Here is a 23,704-nt window from a genome sequence, read left to right as displayed (position 1 = left end):
GCCAAGGGGCCTCCATGTCGGATGATCTGCTTGTCCATTACAATCGCGAGCTTCTGAGCATCCGCCGGGCGGCAGCGGCCTTTGCGGCGGAGAATCCGCGCATCGCGGGCCGGCTGCGCCTGTCGGAGGATGCGATCGAGGACCCGCATGTCGGCCGGCTCATCGAGGCCTTCGCCTATCTGACGGCGCGCGTGCGCCAGAAGATGGACGACGATTTCCCCGAGCTGACCAATGCCATGCTCGGCATCCTCTACCCGCATTTCGACCGGCCGATCCCCTCCATGTCGATCCTCCAGCTCGATCCGAAGCCGGAGCTTGCCGAGCCCTATCCCGTGCCGGCGGGCACGCTGCTCGACACCGAGCCGGTCGACGGCGAGCGCTGCCGGTTCCGCACCTGCGCGGATGTCACGCTGCATCCGATCGTCGTGCGCGCGGCGACGCTGACGGGCCGCCCCATCACGGCGCCGGAGACGCCGCAGGCGCACAATGCGGCGGGCTGCCTGCGCCTGACGCTGGAAATGGCCGGCGAGGACCAGAGTTTCTCCACCTACAATCCCGGGCGCCTGCGCTTCTTCCTGCGCGGCCAGCCGCAGCTCGTCTACCCGCTCTACGAGCTTCTGCTCAACGACGTGGTGGCGATCGCCTTCGCCGAGGGCGCCAGCGACCGCAGCCCGGCGATGCTGGATGCCGGCGCGCTCTCGCCGGGCGGCTTCGGCCCGCAGGAGGGCATGCTGCCCTATCCGCAGGCCTCGCACCCGGCCTACGGGCTGCTGACCGAATATTTCGCCTTCCCGGAGAAGTTCCTGTTCGTCGACCTCGACTTCCCCGAGGCCGGGCGGCTTGCCGGCAAGGGGCGCACGCTCGACGTCTTCCTCTATCTCAACCGCGCCGCGCCGAGCCTGGAACGGTCGCTGACGGCCGCCGCCTTCGCGCTCGGCTGCACGCCCATCGTCAACCTGTTCCCGCAGACCGCCGAGCCGATCAAGCTCGACCGGACGGTCACCGAGTACCGCGTCGTGCCGGACAGCCGGCGGCTGAATGCGCTGGAGGTCTACGGCATCGAGAGCGTCGCCACGGTGAATGCCGAGGGCGAGGCGCGGGCGCTTTCGCCCTTCTACGGCATCCGCCACGGCGTCGATGCCGACGAGATCCGCGGCGAGGAGAAGGCGGCGGTCTGGTGGCTGTCGCACCGCCGGCCGGCCGGGGAGGAGAACCCGGGCAGCGAGGTGTTCCTGTCGCTCTCCGATCCCGAATTCGAGCCGAAGAGCCTTGCCGACGACGTCCTGGCGGTGGAAACGCTCTGCCTCAACCGCAACCGGCCGGAGCGGCTGCCCTTCGGCGGCGGCCAGCCGCAGTTGCGGATGGTCGAGCCGGTGCCGATGGTCAAGGGCATGCGGCTGCTCGTCGTGCCGACCGCGACGATCCGCCCGCATTACGGCCAGGGCGGGCGCTGGCGGCTCATCTCGCACCTGGCGCTCAACCATCTCTCGCTCGTCTCCGACGGCGGGGTGGAGGCGCTGAAGGAGATCCTGCTGCTCTACGATTTCCGCAATTCGGCCGAGACCCGGGCGCTGATCGACGGCATCACGGCGCTCTCCTCGCAAAGCGGCACGGCGCGGGTGCGCAGCTTCGGCCAGAGCGCCTTCTGCCGCGGCGTCGACGTGACGATGACCTTCGAGGAGGGTAATTTCTCCGGCAACGGCGTGTTCCTCATGGCGAGCATCATCGAGCGCTTCCTCGGCCTCTATGCGAGCGTCAATTCATTCTCACGGCTCACCGCCCTCGTTCGGGGGCGAAGCGGAAAGCTGAAGACATGGCCGGCACGGGCAGGCGATCGAATTCTTCTCTAGTCGCCCGCGCTTTCGACGGGCCGCAGGCGTTCGAACTCTTCCAGATGATCCGCATCCTGGAAGCGCTCGGCGCCTCGGAGGGGCACGACGCCCGGCAGCCGCCGGTCGATCCGGTCGGGCAGGGGGTGGACCCGGAGCGGGCGGCGCTGAAGATCCGCTCCTCCGTGCCGCTCGGCTTCGCCTCGGCGGAGGTGCTTTCCGTGCGCCGGCCGCGCGGCGGCGGGCCGGTGGAGATGACTCAGACGCTGGTCGGCCTGACCGGCCCCTCGGGCGTGCTGCCGCATGCCATGAGCGAACTGGTGCAGATGAGCGTGCGCGAGCGCAATTTCGCGCTGCGCGAATTCTTCGACGTCTTCAACAACCGGCTCTCGGGCCTGCTCTACAGTGCCTGGGCCAAGTATCGCCCGGCCATCGAGCGCGAGCGGGCCGCGCAGCTTTCCACCGCCGCGCCCGTCGACCATGCGCTGAAATCCCTCGTCGGTCTCGGCCTGCCGGCCATGACCGACCGCACCAAGGCGGGCGACCATACCTTCGTCTTCTTCGGCGGGCTCCTCGCCCGGCAGGGCCGCTCGGCGGCGGCGATCGAGCGGGCGCTCGCCGGCGCGCTCGGCCACCGGCTGCGCGTCGAGCAGTTCGCCGGCGAGTGGTATCCGATCGCCCCGACCGACCGCACGCAGCTGCCGGACCGCGCCCGGCCGCGCGGCGCCTTCGCGCGCCTCGGCGACGATGCGGTGATCGGCACCCGGACCTTCGACATCCAGTCGACGGTGACCCTGCGCGTGGAAGGGCTCGACTATCCCGCCTTCCGCTCGCTGCTGCCGGACGGCAGCCGCTCGCGCCTCCTCACCGACCTTGCGGCCAGCGCGCTCGGCGCCGACAAGATGTTCAACATCCGCCTGGAGCTGAAGCCCGATCAGGTGCCGGCGATGCGGCTCGGCGGGCAGCGCGAGGATGCGAAGGCGGGCCGGCTCGGCTGGAACACCTGGCTGAAGCCCGCCCAGCCGCGCCGCGAGCCGGCCACCGTCCAGTTCCGCCCGCCGCCGCATCTGCGCTAGAGTTTGTGACAGACTCTGGGTTTCTTCGCTTTCGCTTGTCTCTTCGGGAAAACCGGTTCCCACTTTCCCCTGACAAGCTCCGGATTGCTCGAACATAGGATTTCATCATGAATGACTGGACCCAAGGCTACGTTTCCGACATCGAATATCTCCCCGGCTTCTATGTCGAGCAGACGCCGGCGCATCTGGACGCGGCCTGCCTGCTGCGCGGCGTCGAGCCGCCGGTGGAGGACGGCGCGCCCTTCGCCTATTGCGAGCTGGGCTGCGGGGTCGGCGAGACGGCGCTGACCATCGCCGCGGCCAATCCGCAGGCCGAGGTCTGGGGCTTCGATTTCAACCCGGCGCACATCGCGCGCGGGCGGGCGCTCGCCGCGGCCGGCGCCGTCGGCAATATCCGCCTGGAGGAGGCCTCCTTCGAGGACCTGGCCGCCGGCGGCCAGCCGGACCTGCCGCTGTTCGACTACATCACCCTGCACGGCGTCTGGAGCTGGGTCAGCACGGAGAACCGCCGCCATATCGTCGACTTCGCCGCGCGCCGCCTCAAGCCCGGCGGGCTGCTCTACGTCACCTACAACGCGCTGCCGGGCTGGACGGCCTCCATGCCGATGCAGCGCCTCGTCAGCCTGGCCGCCGCGCAGGACAGCGAGCGCAGCGACCGGCGCGTGCTGAGAGCACTGGACGTGGCCCGCGCCTTCTCCCGGGCCGGCGCCGACATGATCCCGGCGGGATTGCTCGACCGGCTGGACAAGGAGCGGACGGAAGGCACCGCCTATCTCAGCCACGAATATCTCAACGCCCACTGGGCGCCCTGCTACCAGATCGACGTGGCGCAGGACCTGGCGGCGGCCAAGCTGTCCTTCGTGGCGACGGCCAATCTCTTCGAGAACTATCCGGATCTCTGCATGACGGACGAGCAGCGGCGCCTCGTCGAGGGCTTTCCCGCCGCCCAGGCGGAGACCGCGCGGGACTTCTTCCTGACCCGCAGCTTCCGGCGCGACATCTATATGCGCGGGCCCCGCGCGATCGCGCCCCGACGGCTGGAGGCGCGGCTGGCGGCCCGCCGGCTCGCCCTCGTCGTGCCGCCGTCGATGATCAAGCTGGCGGTGAAGGTGCCGGCCGGCGAGGCGACGCTGAACGAGGGCTTCTACGCCCCCGCCTTCAACGCCCTCGTCGAGGCGCCCATGACGATCGGCGAGCTGCGCGCCCTGCCGGAGGCGGACGGCTCGACCGCCACGGAGCGCGAGGTGCTCGGCATGATGATCGGCTCGCGCCAGGCGATGGCCCTGCCGAACGCGGTGACGGAGGAAGGCATCGCCGCGGTGCGGCGCTACAATCGCGCCCAGCTCAGGATCTGCGCGGACGAGGGCCGCGCCGTCTGCGCGCTCGCGGCGGCCGGGCTCGGCTCCGGCATCACGGTGCGCCTGTTCGAGATGCTGGCCTATGAGGTGCTGCTCGACGGCGTCGCGCCGGAGGCCGGCGCGGTGACGGCGGCCATCCACGGCCTGCTGGCGGCGCGCGGCGACCAGCTGCGCCACGAGGGCGCGCCGATCGAGGACGAGGCGGTGGCGCTGCGCGTCATCCGGGAGAATGTCGACATGATCCTCGCCGTCGCCCTGCCGATGTGGCGGCGCGTCGGCGCGATCTAGCGCGATGGGCGGCCCGCCCCCGGCCAGCGGGGCGCTCCTGCGCGGACAGGGCCCCGTCCGGGTTTTTCGCACGGAGATCGGCGGTGTGCCGGTCGTCGTGAAGCGCCTTGCGGGGGAGGCGGATGCCGTGGCGCTCCGGCGCTTCGAGCGCGAGCGGCGGCTTGCCCGGCTGCTGGCGCATCCCTGCCTGCCGCATCTCGTGGCCGAGGGCGAGGACTGGATCGCCTTCAAGGCGCTGGGCGAGGCGCTTTGCGAGCCCGATGTGGCGGCGCGCCATGGGGACCCGGCCGCCTTGCGCCCGCTGCTTGCCGCGCTCGCCGGCGCGCTCGCCTTTGCCCATGCGCGCGGCGTGGTCCACCGCGACGTGAAGCCGGCGCATGTGCTCTTCGACGGCGATATGCCGGTGCTCATCGATTTCGGCATTGCCGGCACGCCCGGCGACGACCTGCAGCGGGCGGAACTGTCCGGCTCGCCCGCCTGGATGGCGCCGGAGCAGCTAGCCGGCGAACCGGTCGGGCCGGCGGCCGACATCTGGCCGCTCGCGGCGCTCGGCCTTTACCTGCTGACGGGGCAGAAGCCCTATGAAGGGGAGGCGGAGGCGGTGCTGCGCCGAAGGCAGGCGGGGGAGCCGCCGGCGTTCACGATCCCCGCATCGCTGGAAAGCGGCGATCCCGTGCTGGCCGGTCTTCTGAGGGCGGGGCTTGCGGCGGCGGCGGCAGACCGTCCGGCCGCCGCCGATTTCGCAAGGCTTATGGGAGGTGCCAGCCCCTCACCCTGACCCACTTCCCGCAGGCGGGGAGAGGGGACTTGCCCGGCGAACAGTTGCCGATTGGGAGAAGCGAAGCGGCATATCCCCTTCTCCCCGCAGCCAAGGAGAAGGTGCCGGCAGGCGGATGAGGGGGTGCCGAAGGAAAGAAAAATCAATGAACTTGCGAGCATCGCCCCCTCATCCGACCCTTCGGGCCACCTTCTCCCCGCAGGGGAGAAGGAAGGACGGCTACCTCGAATCCATATGCGATTGCCCTCCCCTTGCGGGGAAGGGGTCTGGTTGTCAGGCGATGACCAGATTGACCGCCGGATGCAGCTTCTTCAGGTTCGGCAGGGACTTGGACTGCCACGGGATCTGCGTGCTGCCCTTGACCATGAGGCCGATGCCCGGCTGCTTGCGCACGTCGATGGTGAATTTGGCGAGCAGGTTGATGCCGGAGCTGTTGAGGAATTCCAGGCCCGACAGGTCGAGCGTGATGGTTTCCGGCTTCTCGCCGAGCACCTGTTGCATCAGGTCCAGGATCGGGGCATAGGCCTCGGTGCCGGACAGGCGCATCGTGCCCTCGTAGTGGATCGCGGAACCCTCGCTCCAGACACGGTATTCGTTCGTCTTGATTTCCATTGTGTACAATAAACTCCCGGTATGCCTGATCAAACGATGTCGAGGGCGGCGTAGGTGTCGAGGCGTATCGCGTCCGCTTCTGCCGCAGGTTGGAAACGCCAACCGAGACGCGCGCCATAGTCGCTCATTAGGGTGAGCAGGCCAAGTCCCGAGCCGCTCGAATTCGCGTTCTCCGCATTTTCTTCGATGCGCTCGATGAGAAGCTCGCCCGGGTCGCGCGTCGTCATCTCGGCGAGGAGCGTCTGGAACCGGCCGGCCGTCTCCGGCGTGACGAGGTTGCTGATGCGGACCTCGAAGGTGCCGCCGTCGAGCGAGGCCTCCAGCGTGATGCCGTCGCCATGGCGGAATTTCACGGCGTTCTCCAGAAGCTCGTTGGCGAGGTAGCCGATGCTGTGGCGCGTCTCGTTGTAGTCGCCGCCCTCTTCCCGCCGCCGCAGGGCGAAGAAGTCGCCGAGGAATTCCGACGTGACGCCGCAATGCTGCCAGGCAAGATCGAGCGGCCCGTCGGCAAGACGGATGCGGTTCTTCAGCGCGCCGGCGCCGTTGGTGAATTCCACCTGTCCGAATGTGGTTTCCATGACGTTACCTGTGTTTCATGACGACGAGCGTGATGTCGTCGTGGATCTTCTGGGTGCCGATATGCGCCATGAGATCGGCGATGATGCCGTCCTTGATCGCGTCGGCGTCCTTGCCGCGGTGGCGCCTGGCGCTCTCGCACAGGCGGTCGAAGCCGAAGAGCTCGCCCGCCGGGCTTTCCGCCTCGGTCACGCCGTCGGTGTGCAGCACGATGACGTCGCCGGAATCGAACGGGAACTCGTGCGTGCCGACGAAGGGGCCGATGTCGCTTTCCAGCCCGACCGGGAAGCCGAGGTCGATGGTGTCGATGCGCTCGACCTCGTCCTCGCCGCGCAGCACCAGCACTTCCTCGTGCTGGCCGGACAGGGTGATCTTGCGGTCCTCGTAGTCGAGGAAGGCGAGCGACAGGTGCTTGTCGGTCTTGGTGCGCTGGATGTTCTTGAAGACGGCGCGGTTCAGGACTTCGAGGAAGGCGCGCGGGTCCTCGTCGCCCTGCTCCTGCAGCGCGCGGGCCACCGACTGCACCATCAGCATGAGCACGCCGCTTTCCAGGCCATGGCCGGTGACGTCGCCGATGCCGACCTTCATGCGCCGCTCGTCGTGCAGCACGTCGAAATAGTCGCCGCCCACCTCTTCGGCCGGCTCCATGTAGCCGGACACGTCGATGCCCTTGATCTCGTCGAGTTCGTCTCGCCGCGGCAGCACCATCATCTGGATGTGCCTTGCGACATCGAGCTCGGCGCCGAGGCGCAGGTTCTCGCTCTTCAGCTTGGCGTTCAGCGCGTTGATCTCGCCATTGGCGGTCTCCAGCGCCCGGGTGCGTTCGGCGACGAGGTTTTCGAGGTTCTCCGTGTGGTAGCTGATCTCCTCCGCCATGCGGTTGAAGGCGACGCCCACGGCGGCCACCTCGTCGCGCGCGGGAATGGCCACGCGCACCGAATAGTCCTTGTTCTGCAGGCGCTGGGCGGCGTCCGCCAGCGCCCGCAGCCCGGCGGTGATACGGCCGGAAATGGCGAAGACGGCGCTGAGCACGACCAGCAGCGACAGGATGACGGTGCCGATCTGCCAGGTGACGACCTGGCGCGTCTCGGCCGAGATGCCGTCCTTGGCGGCGATCAGCGAGGCGTAGATCTCGCGCTCGGGCACCATGAAGCCGAGCGACATGACCTCGCGGGTGACGGGCACCTTGCCGGTATAGAGGTTCTCCGCGTCGAGCTGCTTCATGAGCACGACATAGGGCACGTCCTCGCCGTTCTCCTTCAGCGTCAGCGTGGTCAGCACGGTCTCGGCGGTCGAGGGCATGGCGAGCGAGGCGATGGCGGCCTGGCTGCTGTGCGCCAGCCGCCGGTCGAAGCCGCTGTCGTTGTTGATCTTGACGCCGAGCGTCTTCTCGCCCTCTTCCGTGACGGCGAGCACGTTGCCGTTCGACATGGAGAGGAAGGCGAAGCCCGTGCCGGCGATCTTGACGCTCTTGACGATGTCGGCGAGCTGGTCGAGCGTCAGGTCGACGCCGACGATGCCGTTGAGGTTCTTGCGGTCGGGCGTCGTCAGCGGCTGGAAGAAGCTGACGATGATCTTGCCCGTGATGCCGTCGAGATAGGGCGACAGCATGGTGATGGGGCTGTCGACCGGCCGTTCCGCGGGCTTGGCGAGCCAGGATTCCCACGTCTCGTAGAGGCCGGGGAAGTAGAAGTCCCACCAGTTCGTCTGGTTGTGGCCGGGATAGACCTTGTCGAAGACCGAGCCCTGGTCGTTATAGGGCGTCGAGCGCAGGATCGGGTTGGCGCGCGGGCCGATATAGTACATCTGCAGTTTCGGCGGGCCGGCCGACAGGAAGCTCGGGCCGACGAGGTTGAAGGCGGCGCTTTCGCGCACGGTCTTCATCGCCTCGGGCGTCGGCTGCCGGTTCTCGTCGAGGAGGTAACCCCAGACGGTGACGGCGGAGGCCTCGCCCGGCTGGTTCTGCCACCAGTTGCCGGCCGCGTTATAGGCGAGCGGCGTGGTCACGCCGTCGGTTTGCAGCTCCCGGCCGAGCTTGTCGGAAAGCGCGGGATTGTCGATGAAGGTCTGCATCGAGCCCGCAAGGCCGCTCACCTCCGAATGGTAGCGGTCGAGCAGGAGGTCGGTGCGCTCGACGGTCGTCTCGATATAGTTCTGCAGGTATTCGATATTCGCCTTTTCCAGGCCGCGGCCGACCTCGTCCATCGCATTGGTGGAGAGGCGGTTGACGTTCCACAGCGCGATGCCGCCGGCGACCAGGAGGTCCACCAGCACGGCGCCGCCGACGACGAGCACGAATTTCGCGCGGAACGAAGTCAGCGAAAAGCCCCAGCGCGAGGGCGGCGTTTCGGCAATGTCGCTCATTGCGGTTTGCGTCCCGACGCGACCCAGACGGGCCAGCCGGCATAGCCGCCGGGATGAAGGGCGGCGGCGATATGATCCTCGAAGCCGCGGCGGAACTTCTCCACGAAGGCCGCGTCGTCGCCGCGCTTCTCGCACATGCCGCCGGCGAACATCTCTTCCCAGGCCATGATCATGTCGGCGAAGGCCTGCGCGTCGCCGTCGCGGTTGGTCACCATGAAGCTCTCGATGCGGATGTCCTCGAGGCCCGCGCGCTGCAGCGCCTGGTAGCTCTTCGGGCCGAATTCGAGGTCCATGTCGAAATCGGCGAAGAGCTTGGAGAGCTGGTCGTAGGTCCACTGGATCGACGGGCCGCGCGGCTCGCCAAGGCACTGGGAGATCTTCTCGTTGGTGACATAGACGCGCCCGCCCGGCTTGCAGATGCGCGTGAGTTCGTCGACGATCATCTCCGGCTTGTTGAAGATCTGCAGCGCGTGGCGGCAGGAGACGAAGTCGAACTGGCCGTCCTCCAGCAGCATTTCGGCCGCATCGCCGTAGATGTACTCGATGCCGCCGATATCGAAGTCGCTGGCGACCTGGCGCGCATAGGCAAGGCTCGATTTGGAATGGTCGAGCGCCACGATGCGCGAGGGGGCGAATTCCTTGGCGACCAGCACGGCGAAATCGCCGATGCCGCAGCAGATGTCCGCCATGGTCATGCCGGGGGCAAGGCCGTGGCGCGGCAGGATGGAGCGCTCGTGCTTCCAGGTCAGCTTGGTCTGCGTGCGCAGCACCGGCACGAAGCCGCCCTCTTCCAGGAAGGCCTGGCCGGGATAGAACTCGCTGTCGTATTCCTCCACGAGGATGCGCGGGTTCTTGGCCGTCAGCGCGCCGAACTTCTTCGTCGACCAGCCGATGACGCTGGAGGTGACGATCGAGATCTTCAGGTCCGTCCGCTCCTCGGCCGCCTTCAGCAGCGCGCCGGCGAGCGCATGGAAGGCCACGTTGTTGAGGCGCACGAGGCGCTTGACGTTGACATAGAAGGTGCCGCGGATCGAGGCGATCGATTTTTCGATGAGGCGGACGCAATCCTCCATCTCGGCGGCGCGCTCGGGGCGCATCGAGCCGGACAGCGCGAACTCCTGATTGTTTTCGTCAAAGGAGACCTTGTAGGTCTGGACAAGCGAATCGGCGATCATGCGACAGTTGCCTCCAGCGTGAGTTCGGCGATGAGACGGATGGCGTTTCCGTCGGCGGGTTCGATGGAAAAGCGGGCGGCGTAGTCGACGGCCAGCTCCAGGAGGCCGATATTCGGCTGAAGGGGGCCTTCCGTGAAGAGCGCGCTGTGATAGCGCGCGGCGACGTCGCCCTCGTTGAGGATATCGACGGCCTGCCGGTAGAAGCCCGCCGTTTCGGCGTCTGCCGGAATGGTCAGGACGATGCGGTCGCTGGGGCCGCTGCGGGAAACCGCGCAGACGAAGCTGCCGGCGGGCGTGTGCAGCCGGTAGACCGTTTCCAGGAGTTCGTTGAGCGCGGAGGAGAACAGGTTGGAATAGAGCAGCGAATCGCTGCGGTTGTGGCTGATCATGCGGGCGAAATAGGTCGACAGCCGATCGCAATAGGCCCAGTTGGACGCAAAGCCGCCCATGTCCATGTCGAATTCCAGAAGCAAGGCATAGTCGTCCGCTTCCCTCTGCACTGCTCGAAGATCCATTCGCCCCTGCCTCGTGATGTCGTAAGCGGGAACGGCGGCCGCGCGCTTACCTATCTTTCGGGAAATTCCTAGACTATGTAATGTTCGAAGTGCGGGCGATGCGCGGGGCCTGCCAGCGGAGACCGGCACGCACGACATGATATCGGTAGTTGCGCGGCCCCCTCCGAACGTGTGAGGAGCTTTCCATACAATCATGAAGGATTCGTCAAACTTGTCTTCCGCTTCTTCAGCACCCTTCACGGACGGCGATGCCGCGGACCTCGTTCGGCTGCGTCAGGATTTCGCACAACTTGAGGCAGAATACGCCGATCTGAAGCTTCTCTACGAGGCGATGATCGAGCACGGCGAGGCCGTGGAGGACCAGCTGGCCGAGCAGAACCTGCTGCTGGAGCGCACCCAGGCGCGGCTCGACGAGGAGCTGAACGACGCCGGCCGCTACGTCTTCTCCATCCTGCCCGACAAGCGCACTGAAGCGCCGGCGACCGACTGGCTGCTGCTGCCCTCCACCGAGCTCGGCGGGGATTCCTTCGGCTATCACCGGATCGACGACGACCATTTCGCCATCTACCTGCTGGACGTGTGCGGCCATGGCGTGGGCGCGGCGCTGCTCTCCGTCACCGTCATCAACGTGCTGCGCGCCTCGGCGCTCGCGAGCGCGGATTTCCGCGATCCGTCCACGGTGCTGAAGGCGCTCAACGACACGTTTCCGATGGAAAAGCAGAACAACATGTTCTTCACCATCTGGTACGGCGTCTACAAGGCGAGCACCGGCGAACTCCGCTACGCCACCGGCGGCCATCCGCCGTCGATCCTCCTGCGCGGGCCGAACCGCCCAGAGGCGGCGCCGTCCTGCGAGCTTCTCATCACCGTCGGGGGCGTTGCCATCGGCGCGCTCTCGGACATGGACTACGACAGCGACGTCACCCGCGTCTTCCCGGGCGACAGGCTGCTCGTCATCAGCGACGGCACCTTCGAGGTCAACGGGCCGGACGGGGACATGCTGAGCGTCGAGGCGCTCGCCGCGCATGTCGAAGCCCATGCCAGCGGCCCGGGCGACGTCCTTTCCTGGGTGAAGTCCTTCAACGGCGAGGGGCCGCTGCCGGACGATTTCTCGCTGCTGGAAGTGCGCTTCTAGACGCTTTTGCGATCACGCGATCGTGTTCGCGGCGCGGGCTTCATGAAACCCCCTCTGCCTGCCAGCATCTCCCCCGCAAGGGGGGAGAAGGCGGGCTGCCTGCTTTTCCCGACGCTTTTCCCTGCGAGCGTGCCGCAGGTTAAGCCTCTCCCCCTTTGTCGGGAGGGTCTTCAACCCATGGCGATAGCCTTCCGCCCCATCGATTTGCCGATTGCCGCTGGGCGGAATTTCGCTATCGTTCCATCGTCGTAACATCGATTTGGGCAGGCGTGCGGGAGGGCGGCATGATTGCGTTCGTGAAAGGCGGCCTTGCCGCGCTGGCGGTGTCCGCCCTTGCCGGCGGCGCTCTTGCCGCCGAGGCGGACCCGGCGGACCTTGCCGTCGCCCGCAGCCTCGCGACCATGCTGCAATCGGCGCGCGCGGTCGTCTCCACCAACCAGGCGCGGATCAACGATCCCGCGCTCGGCGACAAGGGCCTTTCGGGCGCGGCCGTCCTGGAAAAGGCGATCGCCAATTACCGGGAGGCGACGGGCCGCGATCCGGCCAGCATCGATCCGGCCTCCTACGAGGGCCGGCTCATCCGGGCGCAGATGGACGCCGTGGTCGAGGTGATGGACGCCAACCAGGCGACGATCAACGCCAAGGGCACGGGCTTCAAGGGGTTCATCCCCGCCACCTTCACGCGCCTCGTCAACGAGGCCTTCGAGGCGCGCGTGGGCGCTGAGGCGAGCATGAAGTTCACCGCGCCGCCCGTGCTGATCCGCAACCGCAAGGCCCGGCCGGACGCCTTCGAGGCCGCGGCGATCCGCGACTATCTCGAAAAGGCCGACTGGCCGAAGGGCCAGATCTACTCGGCCCTGGTGTCGGAGGCGGGCGGGGAGCGGGCGCGCGTCATGGTGCCGGAATATTACGTGCCGTCGTGTCTCACCTGTCACGGCGACCCGGCCGGCGAACTCGACGTGACCGGCTATCCCAAGGAAGGCGCCCATGAGGGCGATCTCGGCGGGGTCATCAGCATCGGGCTCATCCCGCAATGAGCCGTTCGTCCCCGTCGTTCCTCTCGCTGCGGCGCCTGTCGATCCGGGTGCGGCTGGTCCTCCTGGCGGCGGTGCTGCTTTTTGCGACCATCGGCAGCAGCCTCTTCACCCGCAGCGAGCTTTCCGCGGCGTTGGAATCGGGCGAGGAGGCCAACCGCATCGCCGAGATCATCGCCCTGTCGGACGACGTGCGCGCCGCCTTCAACGGCCTGCGCTACTGGCAGGCCGACCTTTCCGTCAGCCTCTTGACGCTGGCCGAGACCCGCGCCGGCGAGGCCCGCACGCGGCTTGGCGAACGGCTCGACCGGCTGGCCGAGCATCGCCCGGCCGAGGCCGAGGCGATCCGCAAGGAGGTCGCCCGCTTCGACGCGCTCGCGACCCAGGCGGTCGATGCCTATACCGACGACCAGCGCGTCATCGGCAACACCCATTTCGCCGAGGCGCGGCGCTCCGGCATCAGCGTGGACGAGCAGTTGACGGCGCTGCACGGCGAGCTTTCGCAGCAGGCCGCCGCCGCGCGGGCGAACATCCTCAGGCAGTTCGAGCGGGCGGCCAATGTCGCCTCGCTGCTCTCGATCGCCGCCGTCATCGTCGGCGCGGTGCTGACCATCGTCATCCTCGGCTCGATCCTCAAGCCGCTCGGCGAGATCGTCGCGGCCGTGCGCGGCCTGACGGCGGGCGACGCGGATGTCGTGGTGCCCGAGGCCGCCGCCGACGAACTCGGCAAGGTGAGCGCCGCCCTCCAGCTTCTGAAGGAAGGCCAGGCGGAGCGCGCGCGGCTGACCGAGGAGGCCGAGCACCAGCGCCGCACCCTCGTCGACGCCATCGAGAGCATCGCGGAAGGTTTTACGCTCTACGGGCCCGACGAGCGGCTGCTGATCGTCAACCAGCGTTTCCGCGACATGCACCCCGTGCATGACGAGATGGTGCCCGGCACCTCGACCTTCCGCGACGTCATCGAGGCGGGCGGGCGCCATGTCGTCGAACTCGACAAGCCCTTCGACGAATGGTTCGCCGCCCGGATCGCCTCGCACGACCACAGCGCCACCCGCGTCACCCCGTTCCGCGACGGGCGCTGGATGCAGATCAGCGAGCGCCGCACCCATGAGGGCGGCTTCACCATCGTCTATGTCGACATCACCGAGCTGCGCCAGCGCCAGCAGGAGCTGGAACTGGCGCGCGACGAGGCGCAGCGTGCCACGCAGGTGAAGTCCGAGTTCCTGGCCAATATGAGCCACGAATTGCGCACGCCGCTGAACGCCATCATCGGCTATGCGCAGATCCTCCAGGAGGACGCGGAGGATACCGGCCAGGCGGATTTCCTGCCGGACCTGAAGAAGATCGAGAGCGCCGGCAACCACCTGCTCGGCCTCATCAACGGCATTCTCGACCTGTCGAAGATCGAGGCGGGGCGCATGGAGGTCTATCGCGAGCGCTTCGACATCGGCGCCCTGATGCAGGACGTCGCCGCGCTGATCCGCCCGCTCGCCGCCAAGAACGACAATGCGTTCGTGGTCGAGTGCCCGGCCGATATCGGCACGATCGAGACCGACGTCACCAAGGTCAAGCAGGCCCTGCTCAACCTTCTCAGCAATGCCAGCAAGTTCACCGAGAAGGGGACGGTCACCCTCACCGTGGCGCGCGAGGGCGCGGGCGCCGACCGGCTCCTGTCGCTGACCGTGCGCGACACCGGCATCGGCATGAACGAGGAACAGCTCGGCCGCCTCTTCCAGGCGTTTTCCCAGGCCGACAGCTCGACCTCGCGCAAGTTCGGCGGCACCGGCCTCGGCCTTGCCATCAGCCGCAGCTTCGCCCTCATGCTCGGCGGCGACCTGACGGTGGAGAGCCGGCCGGGCGAGGGCTCGCGCTTCACCTTCATCCTGCCCGATCCGGACGAGGACGCGGCGGACGACGAAGGCCCCGCCGGCGCGGAGGCAGGCCTTGCCGGCAAGCCGGAACAGGGCGAACGGCCCGCGATCCTCGTCGTCGACGACGACGAGGCGTCGATGAACATCATCGGCTCGCATCTCAAGCGCGACGGCTACCGGGTGCTTTATGCCGGCACGGGCGAACAGGCGCTGGAAATGGCGCGCAAGCACCGCCCCGCCGCCATCACGCTCGATATCCTGATGCCGCAGATGGACGGCTGGTCGGTGCTCGTCGCGCTGAAATCCGATCCGGAGCTCGCCGCCATCCCCGTCGTCATCGTCTCCATCAGCAACGAGAAGGCGCTCGGCTTCACGCTCGGCGCGGCCGCCATGCTGGCAAAACCCGTCGACCGCGGGGAACTCAGCGATTTCATCGCGCGGCTGACCGGCGGCAGCCAGGGCGGCACGGTGCTGGTGGTGGAGGACGACCCGGCGACGCGGCTGCTGATGCAGCGCACCGTCGAACGGCTCGGGCGCAGCGTGGCGCTGACGGAGAACGGGCGCCAGGGCATGGCGTGGCTGGCCGCCAATCCGCCGCCGGTCGCCATCCTCCTCGATCTGCAGATGCCGGAAATGAACGGCTTCGAATTCCTCGCGGCCCTGCGCGAGCGGGAGGAATGGGACGCGGTGCCGGTGCTCGTCGTCACCGCCAAGCATCTCAGCAATGCCGAACGGGACCTGCTCAGCGCGCGGGCGACGCAGATCATCGGCAAGGGCAAGGGCGCCCATGTGGAACTGACGCAGGCGCTGCGCGAGGTCATCGTCTCGCGCGCGCGCAAGATCGATCGGGAGTTGACGCCATGACGAGGATCCTGCTGGTCGAGGACAACGAGATGAACCGCGACATGCTCTCCCGCCGGCTGGAGCGCAAGGGCTACGAGGTGATCCTCGCCGAGGACGGCGAACAGGCGGTGGTGCGGGCGGGGACGGACGCGCCGGACCTGGTGCTGATGGATATCGGCCTGCCGGGCATCGACGGCTGCGAGGCGACGCGCCGCATCCGCAGCGGGCCTGCCGGCGCGGGCCTGCCGATCATCGCGCTCACCGCCCATGCCATGAGCGTCGACGAGGCGCGGGCGCGCGAGGCCGGCTGCGACGACTTCGACACCAAGCCGGTGGACCTGCCGCGCCTGCTCGGCAAGATGGAGAAGCTGCTGTCCGGCGCGCCCTGATCCCTCAGGCGAGGCGGTAGGGGATCGTCTCGCGGATGTCCGGATCGACCTGCAGGCGGCCGCGGATCGGCGGCACGGCGCGGCTCGGACAGTTGTTCCGCTCGCACAGCCGGCAGGAAATGCCGATCGGCTCGAAGCGCGAGCGCTCGCCGATCTCAAGGTCGTCCGCATAGACGAACTGGTCGGCATAGGAGACCTCGCAGCCGAAGGCGAGCACGTAGCCCGTGCGCGTGGCGGCAAAGCCGCCGGTGCCCTTGAAGGTCTGCGTCGCAAGACAGAGATAGCGCACCCCGTCGGGCGTCTCGGCGAGCTGGCGGATGATGCCCTGCGGCACCTCGAAGGCCCGGTGGGCGTTCCACAGCGGACAGGCCGCGCCGAAGCGGGCGAATTGCAGTTTCGTCGCGCTGTGCCGCTTGGTGATGTTGCCGGCGCGGTCGATCCGCGCGAAGAAGATCGGCACGCCCTTGCTGCCCGGCCGCTGCAGCGTGGAAAGCCGGTGGCAGACCTGTTCCAGCGAGGCTTCGAAGCGGGCGGAGAGCAGTTCGATATCGTGGCGCAGTTTTTGCGCGGCGGAAAGGAAATCGCCGTAGGGCATGACGAGGGCGCCGGCGAAATAGTTGTGCAGGCCGATGCGACAGATGTCCTTGGCCTCGTCCGTGCGGAAATTCGCCCGCTGCACGATCTCCTCGATCTCGCGCGCCGCATGGAGCTGGGAGACCTGGTGGGCGAGCTGGAAGACCTGCGTCGGGTTCGCCGAAAGCCGGTTGAGCGTCAGGACCTTCCGGTCGCGGTCGTAGTGGCGCAGCGGGCTGTCATTGCTCTCGGCGAAGGCGACCGAAATGCCGAACTGCGCCTTGAGGTGGCCTACGAGGGCCGATTTCCGGTCGAAGCCCGTGCCGTAGAGGCCGGCCGCCAGCGTTTCGGCGAGAACATCGAGCGCGTGCACGTAGTTGTCGACGAAATGGAAGAAGTCGCGCACCTCCTCGTAGGGCGTGGCGCCGAGGCCGGGGGCGTTCTCGCGGTCGTGGTCGAGGCTCGCCAGCTGCTCGCTCTTGCGGCGATAGGCCTGGTGGGCGAGCACCAGCGCATGGGCGAGCGCCGGGGCGTTCTGCGAAATCAACTTGAGTTCCTGGAGGGAAGGGCTGAAACTCTCGAAGATCGGGTCGGCGAGCGCCTCGCTCAGCGCCGAGAGCAGCCGGTCGGTCTCCCCGCGCGAAAGCTCGCTGATGTCGAGATTGAACTTGTCGGCGAGCTGCAAGAGCACGGCGGCGGAGACCGGGCGCTGGTTGTTCTCGATCTGGTTGAGGTAGCTGGTGGAAATGCCGATGCGCTTGGCGAACTGGCTCTGCGTCTGCTGGCTTGCCACGCGCAGCTCGCGCACCTTCAGGCCGATGAACAGTTTTCCGAGCGCCATGTTCGCAATTTCGCAAGTTTCAATTCGCGGATTTATAATTCCACATTCGCGCCCGATCAAGACTTCAGCAAATCCGTGCGAACCGGTATGACTGCCATAGGACACAGTGGGAGCCTTCATGCGCGACATTCTTGAACAACTCGAACAACGCCGCAGCGAGGCAAGGCTCGGCGGCGGCCAGAAGCGCATCGACGCCCAGCACGGCAAGGGCAAGCTGACGGCACGCGAGCGCATCGAGGTACTGCTAGACGAGGGCTCCTTCGAGGAATACGACATGTACGTCACCCACCGCGCCGTCGATTTCGGCATGGCGGGGCAGACCTTTGCGGGCGACGGCGTCGTCACCGGCTGGGGCACGATCAACGGCCGCCAGGTCTATGTCTTCAGCCAGGATTTCACCGTGCTCGGCGGCTCGCTGTCGGAAACCCATGCCCAGAAGATCTGCAAGATCATGGACATGGCGGTGCGCAACGGCGCCCCGGTCATCGGCCTCAACGACAGCGGCGGCGCGCGCATCCAGGAGGGCGTCGCTTCGCTCGCCGGCTATGCCGAGGTGTTCCGTCGCAATGCGGAGGCCTCCGGCGTCATCCCGCAGATCTCCGTCATCATGGGTCCCTGCGCGGGCGGCGCCGTCTATTCGCCGGCCATGACCGATTTCATCTTCATGGTGCGCGATACGTCCTACATGTTCGTGACCGGCCCGGACGTGGTGAAGACCGTCACCAACGAGATCGTCACCGCCGAGGAACTCGGCGGCGCCGGCACCCACACGAAGAAGTCCTCGGTCGCCGACGCGGCCTATGAGAACGACGTCGAGACGCTGGAGAATGTCCGGCTGCTCTTCGATTTCCTGCCGCTCAACAATCGCGAGAAGCCCCCGGTCCGCCCGTTCCACGACGATCCCGCGCGCCTCGAAATGCGCCTCGACAGCCTCGTGCCGGAAAGTTCGACCAAGCCCTACGACATGAAGGAACTCATCCTGGCTTTGGCCGACGAGGGCGATTTCTTCGAATTGCAGGAAGCCTTCGCCCGCAACATCATCACCGGCTTCATCCGGCTGGAGGGTCGCACGGTCGGCGTCGTCGCCAACCAGCCGATGGTGCTGGCCGGCTGCCTCGACATCGATTCCGCCCGCAAGGCCGCGAAATTCGTGCGCTTCTGCGATGCCTTCTCGATCCCGCTGCTGACGCTCGTCGACGTGCCCGGCTTCCTGCCCGGCACCGCGCAGGAATATAACGGCATCATCAAGCACGGCGCCAAGCTGCTCTTCGCCTACAGCCAGGCGACCGTCCCGATGGTCACGCTCATCACCCGCAAGGCCTATGGCGGGGCCTATGACGTCATGGCCTCCAAGCATATCGGCGCCGACGTCAACTATGCCTGGCCGACCGCCGAGATCGCCGTGATGGGCGCCAAGGGCGCGACCGAGATCCTCTACCGCTCGGAACTCGGCGACGCGGAGAAGATCGCCGCCCGCACGAAAGAATACGAGGAACGCTTCGCCAATCCCTTCGTCGCCGCCGAGCGCGGCTTCATCGACGAGGTGATCATGCCGCATTCCTCGCGCCGGCGCATCGCCCGCGCCTTCGCCGCGCTGAACAACAAGCAGGTGGAGACGCGCTGGAAGAAGCACGACACGATCCCGCTCTGACGTTCACCGCCGTCGTGCCCGGGCCTGGCCCGGGCATCCACAATCTGATGCCCGTGGCCGCGATGGATCCCCGGGTCAAGCCCGGGGATGACGGGCGGATAGGCAAGAGACCTGATGTTCAAGAAAATCCTGATTGCCAATCGCGGCGAGATCGCCTGCCGCGTCATCAAGACCGCCCGCAGGCTCGCCATCCCCACCGTCGCGGTCTATTCCGATGCCGACCGCAACGCGCTGCATGTGACCATGGCCGACGAGGCCGTGCATATCGGGCCGGCGCCGTCGGCGCAGTCCTACATCGTCATCGACCGCATCCTCGACGCCATCCGCAAGACCGGCGCTGACGCCGTCCATCCCGGCTACGGCTTCCTGTCGGAAAACGCCGCCTTCGCCGAGGCGCTGGAGAAGGAGGGCGTCGCCTTCATCGGCCCGCCGGTCGGCGCCATCCGGGCGATGGGCGACAAGATCACCTCGAAGAAGCTGGCGGCGGAGGCGGGCGTCAGCACGGTGCCCGGCCATATGGGCCTGATCGAGGATGCCGACGAGGCGGTGACGATCGCCTCGCGCATCGGCTATCCCGTGATGATCAAGGCGTCCGCCGGCGGCGGCGGCAAGGGCATGCGCATCGCCTGGAACGACGCGGAGGCGCGCGAGGGCTTCCAGTCCTCGAAGAACGAGGCGAAGAGCTCGTTCGGCGACGACCGCATCTTCATTGAGAAATTCGTCACGCAGCCGCGCCATATCGAGATCCAGGTGCTGGGCGACAGGCACGGCAGCACGCTCTATCTCGGCGAGCGCGAATGCTCGATCCAGCGGCGCAACCAGAAGGTCATCGAGGAGGCGCCCTCGCCCTTCCTCGACGCGGCAACGCGCAAGGCCATGGGCGAGCAGGCCGTGGCGCTGGCCAGGGCCGTCGGCTACCATTCCGCCGGCACGGTGGAGTTCATCGTCGACGGGAGCCGCAATTTCTACTTCCTCGAAATGAACACGCGCCTTCAGGTCGAGCATCCGGTGACGGAACTCATCACCGGCATCGACCTCGTCGAGCAGATGATCCGCGTCGCCGCCGGCGAGAAGCTCACCTTCGGGCAGGACGACGTGCGGCTGAACGGCTGGGCGATCGAAAGCCGCCTCTATGCCGAGGATCCCTACCGCAACTTCCTGCCGTCGATCGGCCGCCTCACGCGCTATCGCCCGCCGGCGGAAGGCAAGGCGGCCGACGGCACGGTCGTGCGCAACGATACCGGCGTCTTCGAGGGCGGCGAGATTTCGATGTATTACGACCCGATGGTCGCCAAGCTCTGCGCCTGGGCCCCGGGCGAGGGGGCGGAGGCCCGGCTTGCGGCGGTGGACGCCATGGCCCGCGCGCTCGACGGTTTCGAGGTCGAGGGCGTCGGCCACAACCTGCCGTTCCTGTCGGCCGTCATGCAGCAGCCGCGGTTCCGCGAGGGCCGGCTGACGACCGCCTATATCGCGGAGGAATTTCCGGAGGGCTTCCATGGCGTCGAGCCGGGTGGCGAGGCCGCGCGGGTGCTTGCCGCCGTCGCCGCCTCGGTCAACCAGGTGATGCAGGCCCGCGCCGTGCAGATTTCCGGCACGATCGGCAACCACCGCCGCGTCATCGGCAAGGACTGGGTCGTGCGCTTCGGCAGGACCGAGCTTGCCCTGACGCTGGAAACCGGCGTGGAGGGCGCCAGCGTGCGCTTTGCCGACGGCGCCGTCCTGCCCGTCGCCGGCAGCTTCGTGCCGGGCTCCACCCATGCCACCTTCACCATTGCCGGCGGGACGGTCGGCATGAAGGTCGACCTCGTCGGCCCGGCCATCCGCCTGCGCTGGCGCGGCATCGACGTCAGGGCCCATGTCCGCTCGGGCCGGGTCGCCGCGCTCGCCCGGCTGATGCCGGAAAAGCAGCCGCCGGACATGTCGAGGATGCTGCTCTGCCCGATGCCGGGCGTCATCACTTCCGTCAGCGTCAAGGCGGGCGATACCGTCGAGGCCGGGCAGGCGCTCGCCGTCGTCGAGGCGATGAAGATGGAGAACATCCTGCGTGCGGAAAAGCGCGCGGTCGTCAGCCGCGTCGCCGTCGAACCGGGCGCCAGCCTTGCGGTCGACGAGCTGATCATGGAGTTCGAATGATGGCAAACGAGCTTGACCGCAACCGGCAGGAGGGCGTCCGATGAGTGACAAGACGATCGCCGACTGGCAGGCGCTGGCCGAAAAGGAGCTGAAGGCCTCGCCCGAGACGCTGACCTGGCAGACGCCCGAGGGCATCGCCGTCAAGCCGCTCTACACGGCCGCCGATATCGAGGGCATCGACCACCTTGCCTCGCTGCCGGGTTTCGCGCCCTTCGTGCGCGGGCCGCGCGCCACCATGTATGCGGGGCGGCCGTGGACCATCCGGCAATATGCCGGCTTCTCCACCGCCGAGGCCTCGAACGCCTTCTACCGCAAGAACCTGGCCGCCGGCCAGCAGGGCGTGTCGGTCGCCTTCGACCTTGCCACCCATCGCGGCTATGACAGCGACCATCCGCGCGTCGTCGGCGATGTCGGCAAGGCGGGCGTCGCCATCGACAGCGTCGAGGACATGAAGATCCTGTTCGACGGCATCCCGCTGGAGAAGATCTCCGTGTCGATGACGATGAACGGCGCCGTCATCCCCATCCTCGCCAGCTTCATCGTGGCCGGCGAGGAACAGGGCGTCCCGCGCGAAAAGCTGTCGGGGACCATCCAGAACGACATCCTCAAGGAGTTCATGGTCCGCAACACCTATATCTACCCGCCGGCCCCCTCGATGCGGATCATCGCCGACATCATCGAATATACCGCGCGGCAGATGCCGAAGTTCAACTCCATCTCGATCTCCGGCTACCACATGCAGGAGGCCGGGGCGACGCTGGTGCAGGAACTGGCCTTCACGCTGGCCGACGGGCGCGAATATGTCCGCGCCGCGCTTGCCAAGGGGCTCGACGTCGACGATTTCGCCGGGCGCCTCTCCTTCTTCTTCGCCATCGGCATGAACTTCTTCATGGAGGCCGCCAAGCTGCGCGCGGCGCGCCTCCTGTGGACGCGCATCATGCAGGAATTCGAGCCGAAGAAGCCGTCCTCGCTGATGCTGCGCACCCATTGCCAGACCTCCGGCGTCTCCCTGCAGGAGCAGGACCCCTACAACAACGTCATCCGCACCGCCTATGAGGCGCTGTCGGCCGCGCTCGGCGGCACCCAGTCGCTGCACACCAATGCGCTCGACGAGGCGATCGCGCTGCCGACGGAGTTTTCCGCCCGCATCGCCCGCAACACGCAGCTCATATTGCAGAACGAGACGGGCGTGACCAAGGTCGTCGATCCGCTCGCCGGCTCCTACTATGTCGAAAGCCTCACCAGCGAACTGGCGGAAAAGGCCTGGGCGCTGATCGAGGAGGTGGAGGCGATGGGCGGCATGACCAAGGCGGTCGATGCCGGCCTGCCCAAGCGGCTGATCGAGGAGGCGGCGACGCGCCGGCAGGCGGCGGTCGACAAGGGCGAAGAGGTGATCGTCGGCGTCAACAGGTTCCGCCTGGAGGACGAGGCGCTTATCGATACGCTGGAGATCGACAACACCGCGGTGCGCTCGTCGCAGATCAAGCGGCTCGAACAGATCCGGCGGCGACGGGATTCCGCAGCGGTCGCGGCGGCACTCGCGCGCCTTGGCGAGACCGCCCGCACCGGTAAGGGCAACATCCTGGAGGCGGCGGTCGATTGCGCCCGCGCCCGCGCCACCGTCGGCGAAATATCGGATGCCATGCGCGACGTCTTCGGCAGCCATGTCGCCGAGCCGAAGGTCGTCAGCAACATCTACGGCAAGGCCTATGAGGGCGAACCGGAACTGGCGGTCCTGACCGACCGCCTCGGCGAGGTTGCCGGCCGGCTGGGGCGCAAGCCGCGCGTCATGGTGGCCAAGCTCGGCCAGGACGGCCACGACCGCGGCGCCAAGGTCATCGCCTCGGCCTTCGGCGACCTCGGCTTCGAGGTGCTGGCGGGGCCGCTGTTCCAGACGCCGGAGGAGGCGGCCGCCATGGCCGCGGCGAAGGGCGTCGACGTCATCGGCGTCTCCTCGCTCGCCGCCGGCCACAAGACGCTGATGCCGCAGCTTGCCGAGGCGCTGAAGGCGAAGGGCGGCGAGGACATCATCGTCGTGTGCGGCGGGGTCATCCCGCGGCAGGACTATTCCTATCTGATGGAGAACGGCGTGGCCGCCGTCTTCGGCCCGGGCACCAACGTGCTCGATGCCGCCCGGACGGTGCTCGACCTGATCGAAGGCCGCCGCAGGAACCAGTGAGGCCAGCATGCTGAAGCGCGTCAACCACATCGCCATCGCCGTTCCCGATCTCGCCGCGGCCGCCGGACGCTACCGCGACCTCGGCGTTGCGACCACCGAGCCGCAGGACCTGCCCGAACACGGCGTGCGCGTCGTCTTCGTGGAGTTGGAGAACACCAAGATCGAGCTCCTGGAGCCGCTGGGACCGGACTCGCCCATCGCCGCCTTCCTGGAGCGCCAGCCGGCGGGCGGCATCCACCACATCTGCTTCGACGTGGACGACCTGTCCGCGGCCATAAGCACGGCGACGGAAAACGGCATCCGCCTGCTCGGCGGCGGCGTGCCGAAGATCGGCGCGCACGGCAATCCCGTCGTCTTCGCCCACCCCAAGGATTTTCAGGGCACGCTCGTCGAATTCGAGGAGAACTGACGGGCAGACCTCACACATTCGCTTGAAGGACGGGGGAACAATTTGCAGTCGATTGCGTTGAGGCGTACATTGCAA

General features: G+C 67.5%; 18 protein-coding genes. 12 read left to right on the top strand and 6 right to left on the bottom strand.

Annotated features, from left to right (window positions below; translation table 11 throughout):
- Positions 1–14 precede the first annotated feature (14 nt).
- The 4 genes from tssF to AB3G45_RS27890 all read left to right on the top strand — a co-directional run bounded on the left by tssF (position 15) and on the right by AB3G45_RS27890 (position 5,329).
- Positions 15–1,850, top strand: a complete 1,836-nt coding sequence (tssF, locus tag AB3G45_RS27905) for a type VI secretion system baseplate subunit TssF (RefSeq protein ID WP_367833787.1) — start codon at positions 15–17, stop codon at positions 1,848–1,850.
- On the top strand, positions 1,814–2,905 hold the full coding sequence (gene tssG, locus AB3G45_RS27900; RefSeq protein WP_367833786.1) for a type VI secretion system baseplate subunit TssG: 1,092 nt from the start codon (positions 1,814–1,816) through the stop codon (positions 2,903–2,905). Before tssF ends, tssG begins: the two co-directional genes overlap by 37 nt.
- 107 nt (positions 2,906–3,012) lie before the next feature.
- A complete protein-coding gene (locus tag AB3G45_RS27895) occupies positions 3,013–4,551 on the top strand; it encodes a methyltransferase regulatory domain-containing protein (RefSeq protein ID WP_367833785.1) in 1,539 nt (512 codons plus the stop codon).
- Positions 4,552–4,555: 4 nt separating this feature from the next.
- The gene (locus tag AB3G45_RS27890; RefSeq protein WP_367833784.1) at positions 4,556–5,329 is read left to right on the top strand and encodes a protein kinase; all 774 of its coding nucleotides are present in this window, start codon (positions 4,556–4,558) and stop codon (positions 5,327–5,329) included.
- Positions 5,330–5,602: 273 nt separating this feature from the next.
- Here AB3G45_RS27890 and AB3G45_RS27885 read toward each other — a convergent pair whose 3' ends face one another.
- The 5 genes from AB3G45_RS27885 to AB3G45_RS27865 are packed head-to-tail and all read right to left on the bottom strand — an operon-like array spanning position 5,603 to position 10,571.
- Positions 5,603–5,941 carry an STAS domain-containing protein gene (locus tag AB3G45_RS27885; protein WP_367833783.1) on the bottom strand — a complete coding sequence of 113 codons (339 nt, stop codon included), beginning with the start codon at positions 5,939–5,941 and terminating at the stop codon, positions 5,603–5,605.
- Between the two features lie 29 nt (positions 5,942–5,970).
- On the bottom strand, positions 5,971–6,519 hold the full coding sequence (locus AB3G45_RS27880) for an ATP-binding protein (protein WP_367833782.1): 549 nt from the start codon (positions 6,517–6,519) through the stop codon (positions 5,971–5,973).
- A 4-nt stretch (positions 6,520–6,523) separates the two neighbouring features.
- Positions 6,524–8,881, bottom strand: a complete 2,358-nt coding sequence (locus tag AB3G45_RS27875; protein WP_367833781.1) for a SpoIIE family protein phosphatase — start codon at positions 8,879–8,881, stop codon at positions 6,524–6,526.
- The gene (locus AB3G45_RS27870; RefSeq protein ID WP_367833780.1) at positions 8,878–10,056 is read right to left on the bottom strand and encodes a methyltransferase domain-containing protein; all 1,179 of its coding nucleotides are present in this window, start codon (positions 10,054–10,056) and stop codon (positions 8,878–8,880) included. Before AB3G45_RS27870 ends, AB3G45_RS27875 begins: the two co-directional genes overlap by 4 nt.
- Complete coding sequence (locus AB3G45_RS27865; protein ID WP_367833779.1) at positions 10,053–10,571, bottom strand: ubiquinone biosynthesis methyltransferase UbiE; 519 nt, start codon at positions 10,569–10,571, stop codon at positions 10,053–10,055. The genes AB3G45_RS27870 and AB3G45_RS27865 overlap by 4 nt, the downstream gene beginning before the upstream one ends.
- 211 nt (positions 10,572–10,782) lie before the next feature.
- Here AB3G45_RS27865 and AB3G45_RS27860 point away from each other — a divergent pair, with 211 nt between their 5' ends.
- The 4 genes from AB3G45_RS27860 to AB3G45_RS27845 all read left to right on the top strand — a co-directional run bounded on the left by AB3G45_RS27860 (position 10,783) and on the right by AB3G45_RS27845 (position 15,843).
- On the top strand, positions 10,783–11,706 hold the full coding sequence (locus AB3G45_RS27860) for a PP2C family protein-serine/threonine phosphatase (RefSeq protein ID WP_367833778.1): 924 nt from the start codon (positions 10,783–10,785) through the stop codon (positions 11,704–11,706).
- A gap of 284 nt (positions 11,707–11,990) precedes the next feature.
- Positions 11,991–12,743, top strand: a complete 753-nt coding sequence (locus tag AB3G45_RS27855) for a DUF3365 domain-containing protein (RefSeq protein WP_367833777.1) — start codon at positions 11,991–11,993, stop codon at positions 12,741–12,743.
- Positions 12,740–15,475 carry a response regulator gene (locus AB3G45_RS27850; RefSeq protein ID WP_367833776.1) on the top strand — a complete coding sequence of 912 codons (2,736 nt, stop codon included), beginning with the start codon at positions 12,740–12,742 and terminating at the stop codon, positions 15,473–15,475. Before AB3G45_RS27855 ends, AB3G45_RS27850 begins: the two co-directional genes overlap by 4 nt.
- Positions 15,472–15,843, top strand: a complete 372-nt coding sequence (locus tag AB3G45_RS27845) for a response regulator (protein WP_367833775.1) — start codon at positions 15,472–15,474, stop codon at positions 15,841–15,843. Before AB3G45_RS27850 ends, AB3G45_RS27845 begins: the two co-directional genes overlap by 4 nt.
- Before the next feature lie 4 nt (positions 15,844–15,847).
- Here AB3G45_RS27845 and AB3G45_RS27840 read toward each other — a convergent pair whose 3' ends face one another.
- Positions 15,848–17,257, bottom strand: coding sequence for a short-chain fatty acyl-CoA regulator family protein (locus AB3G45_RS27840; RefSeq protein WP_367833774.1), 1,410 nt, complete (start codon positions 17,255–17,257; stop codon positions 15,848–15,850).
- Between the two features lie 118 nt (positions 17,258–17,375).
- On the opposite strand from AB3G45_RS27840, the gene AB3G45_RS27835 reads away from it, so the two are divergent.
- The 4 genes from AB3G45_RS27835 to mce all read left to right on the top strand — a co-directional run bounded on the left by AB3G45_RS27835 (position 17,376) and on the right by mce (position 23,629).
- Positions 17,376–18,908, top strand: coding sequence for an acyl-CoA carboxylase subunit beta (locus tag AB3G45_RS27835; RefSeq protein ID WP_367833773.1), 1,533 nt, complete (start codon positions 17,376–17,378; stop codon positions 18,906–18,908).
- 114 nt (positions 18,909–19,022) lie between these two features.
- Positions 19,023–21,041: an acetyl-CoA carboxylase biotin carboxylase subunit gene (locus AB3G45_RS27830; RefSeq protein ID WP_367833772.1), complete on the top strand. Its 2,019-nt coding sequence runs from the start codon at positions 19,023–19,025 to the stop codon at positions 21,039–21,041.
- A gap of 40 nt (positions 21,042–21,081) precedes the next feature.
- Complete coding sequence (scpA, locus tag AB3G45_RS27825) at positions 21,082–23,220, top strand: methylmalonyl-CoA mutase (RefSeq protein WP_367833771.1); 2,139 nt, start codon at positions 21,082–21,084, stop codon at positions 23,218–23,220.
- Positions 23,221–23,227: 7 nt separating this feature from the next.
- Complete coding sequence (gene mce, locus AB3G45_RS27820) at positions 23,228–23,629, top strand: methylmalonyl-CoA epimerase (RefSeq protein WP_367833770.1); 402 nt, start codon at positions 23,228–23,230, stop codon at positions 23,627–23,629.
- The last annotated feature ends 75 nt before the right edge of the window (positions 23,630–23,704 follow it).

The organism is Shinella sp. S4-D37, assembly GCF_040812195.1.
Lineage (GTDB): Bacteria > Pseudomonadota > Alphaproteobacteria > Rhizobiales > Rhizobiaceae > Shinella.
The sequence above is the reverse complement of the archived record's forward strand: the minus strand, read 5'-3'. Positions and strand labels throughout refer to the sequence as shown.

What these genes read in the sequence shown, in the direction of transcription:
- AB3G45_RS27830 (WP_367833772.1), top strand. Translation starts at nt 19,023, where the DNA reads ATGTTCAAGAAAATCCTGATTGCCAATCGCGGCGAGATCGCCTGCCGC.
- AB3G45_RS27845 (WP_367833775.1), top strand. Translation starts at nt 15,472, where the DNA reads ATGACGAGGATCCTGCTGGTCGAGGACAACGAGATGAACCGCGACATG.
- AB3G45_RS27890 (WP_367833784.1), top strand. Translation starts at nt 4,556, where the DNA reads ATGGGCGGCCCGCCCCCGGCCAGCGGGGCGCTCCTGCGCGGACAGGGC.
- AB3G45_RS27870 (WP_367833780.1), bottom strand. Translation starts at nt 10,056, where the DNA reads ATGATCGCCGATTCGCTTGTCCAGACCTACAAGGTCTCCTTTGACGAA.
- AB3G45_RS27840 (WP_367833774.1), bottom strand. Translation starts at nt 17,257, where the DNA reads ATGGCGCTCGGAAAACTGTTCATCGGCCTGAAGGTGCGCGAGCTGCGC.
- AB3G45_RS27895 (WP_367833785.1), top strand. Translation starts at nt 3,013, where the DNA reads ATGAATGACTGGACCCAAGGCTACGTTTCCGACATCGAATATCTCCCC.
- AB3G45_RS27855 (WP_367833777.1), top strand. Translation starts at nt 11,991, where the DNA reads ATGATTGCGTTCGTGAAAGGCGGCCTTGCCGCGCTGGCGGTGTCCGCC.
- tssG (WP_367833786.1), top strand. Translation starts at nt 1,814, where the DNA reads ATGGCCGGCACGGGCAGGCGATCGAATTCTTCTCTAGTCGCCCGCGCT.
- AB3G45_RS27835 (WP_367833773.1), top strand. Translation starts at nt 17,376, where the DNA reads ATGCGCGACATTCTTGAACAACTCGAACAACGCCGCAGCGAGGCAAGG.
- AB3G45_RS27850 (WP_367833776.1), top strand. Translation starts at nt 12,740, where the DNA reads ATGAGCCGTTCGTCCCCGTCGTTCCTCTCGCTGCGGCGCCTGTCGATC.
- AB3G45_RS27875 (WP_367833781.1), bottom strand. Translation starts at nt 8,881, where the DNA reads ATGAGCGACATTGCCGAAACGCCGCCCTCGCGCTGGGGCTTTTCGCTG.
- AB3G45_RS27880 (WP_367833782.1), bottom strand. Translation starts at nt 6,519, where the DNA reads ATGGAAACCACATTCGGACAGGTGGAATTCACCAACGGCGCCGGCGCG.
- tssF (WP_367833787.1), top strand. Translation starts at nt 15, where the DNA reads ATGTCGGATGATCTGCTTGTCCATTACAATCGCGAGCTTCTGAGCATC.
- AB3G45_RS27885 (WP_367833783.1), bottom strand. Translation starts at nt 5,941, where the DNA reads ATGGAAATCAAGACGAACGAATACCGTGTCTGGAGCGAGGGTTCCGCG.
- AB3G45_RS27865 (WP_367833779.1), bottom strand. Translation starts at nt 10,571, where the DNA reads ATGGATCTTCGAGCAGTGCAGAGGGAAGCGGACGACTATGCCTTGCTT.
- scpA (WP_367833771.1), top strand. Translation starts at nt 21,082, where the DNA reads ATGAGTGACAAGACGATCGCCGACTGGCAGGCGCTGGCCGAAAAGGAG.
- mce (WP_367833770.1), top strand. Translation starts at nt 23,228, where the DNA reads ATGCTGAAGCGCGTCAACCACATCGCCATCGCCGTTCCCGATCTCGCC.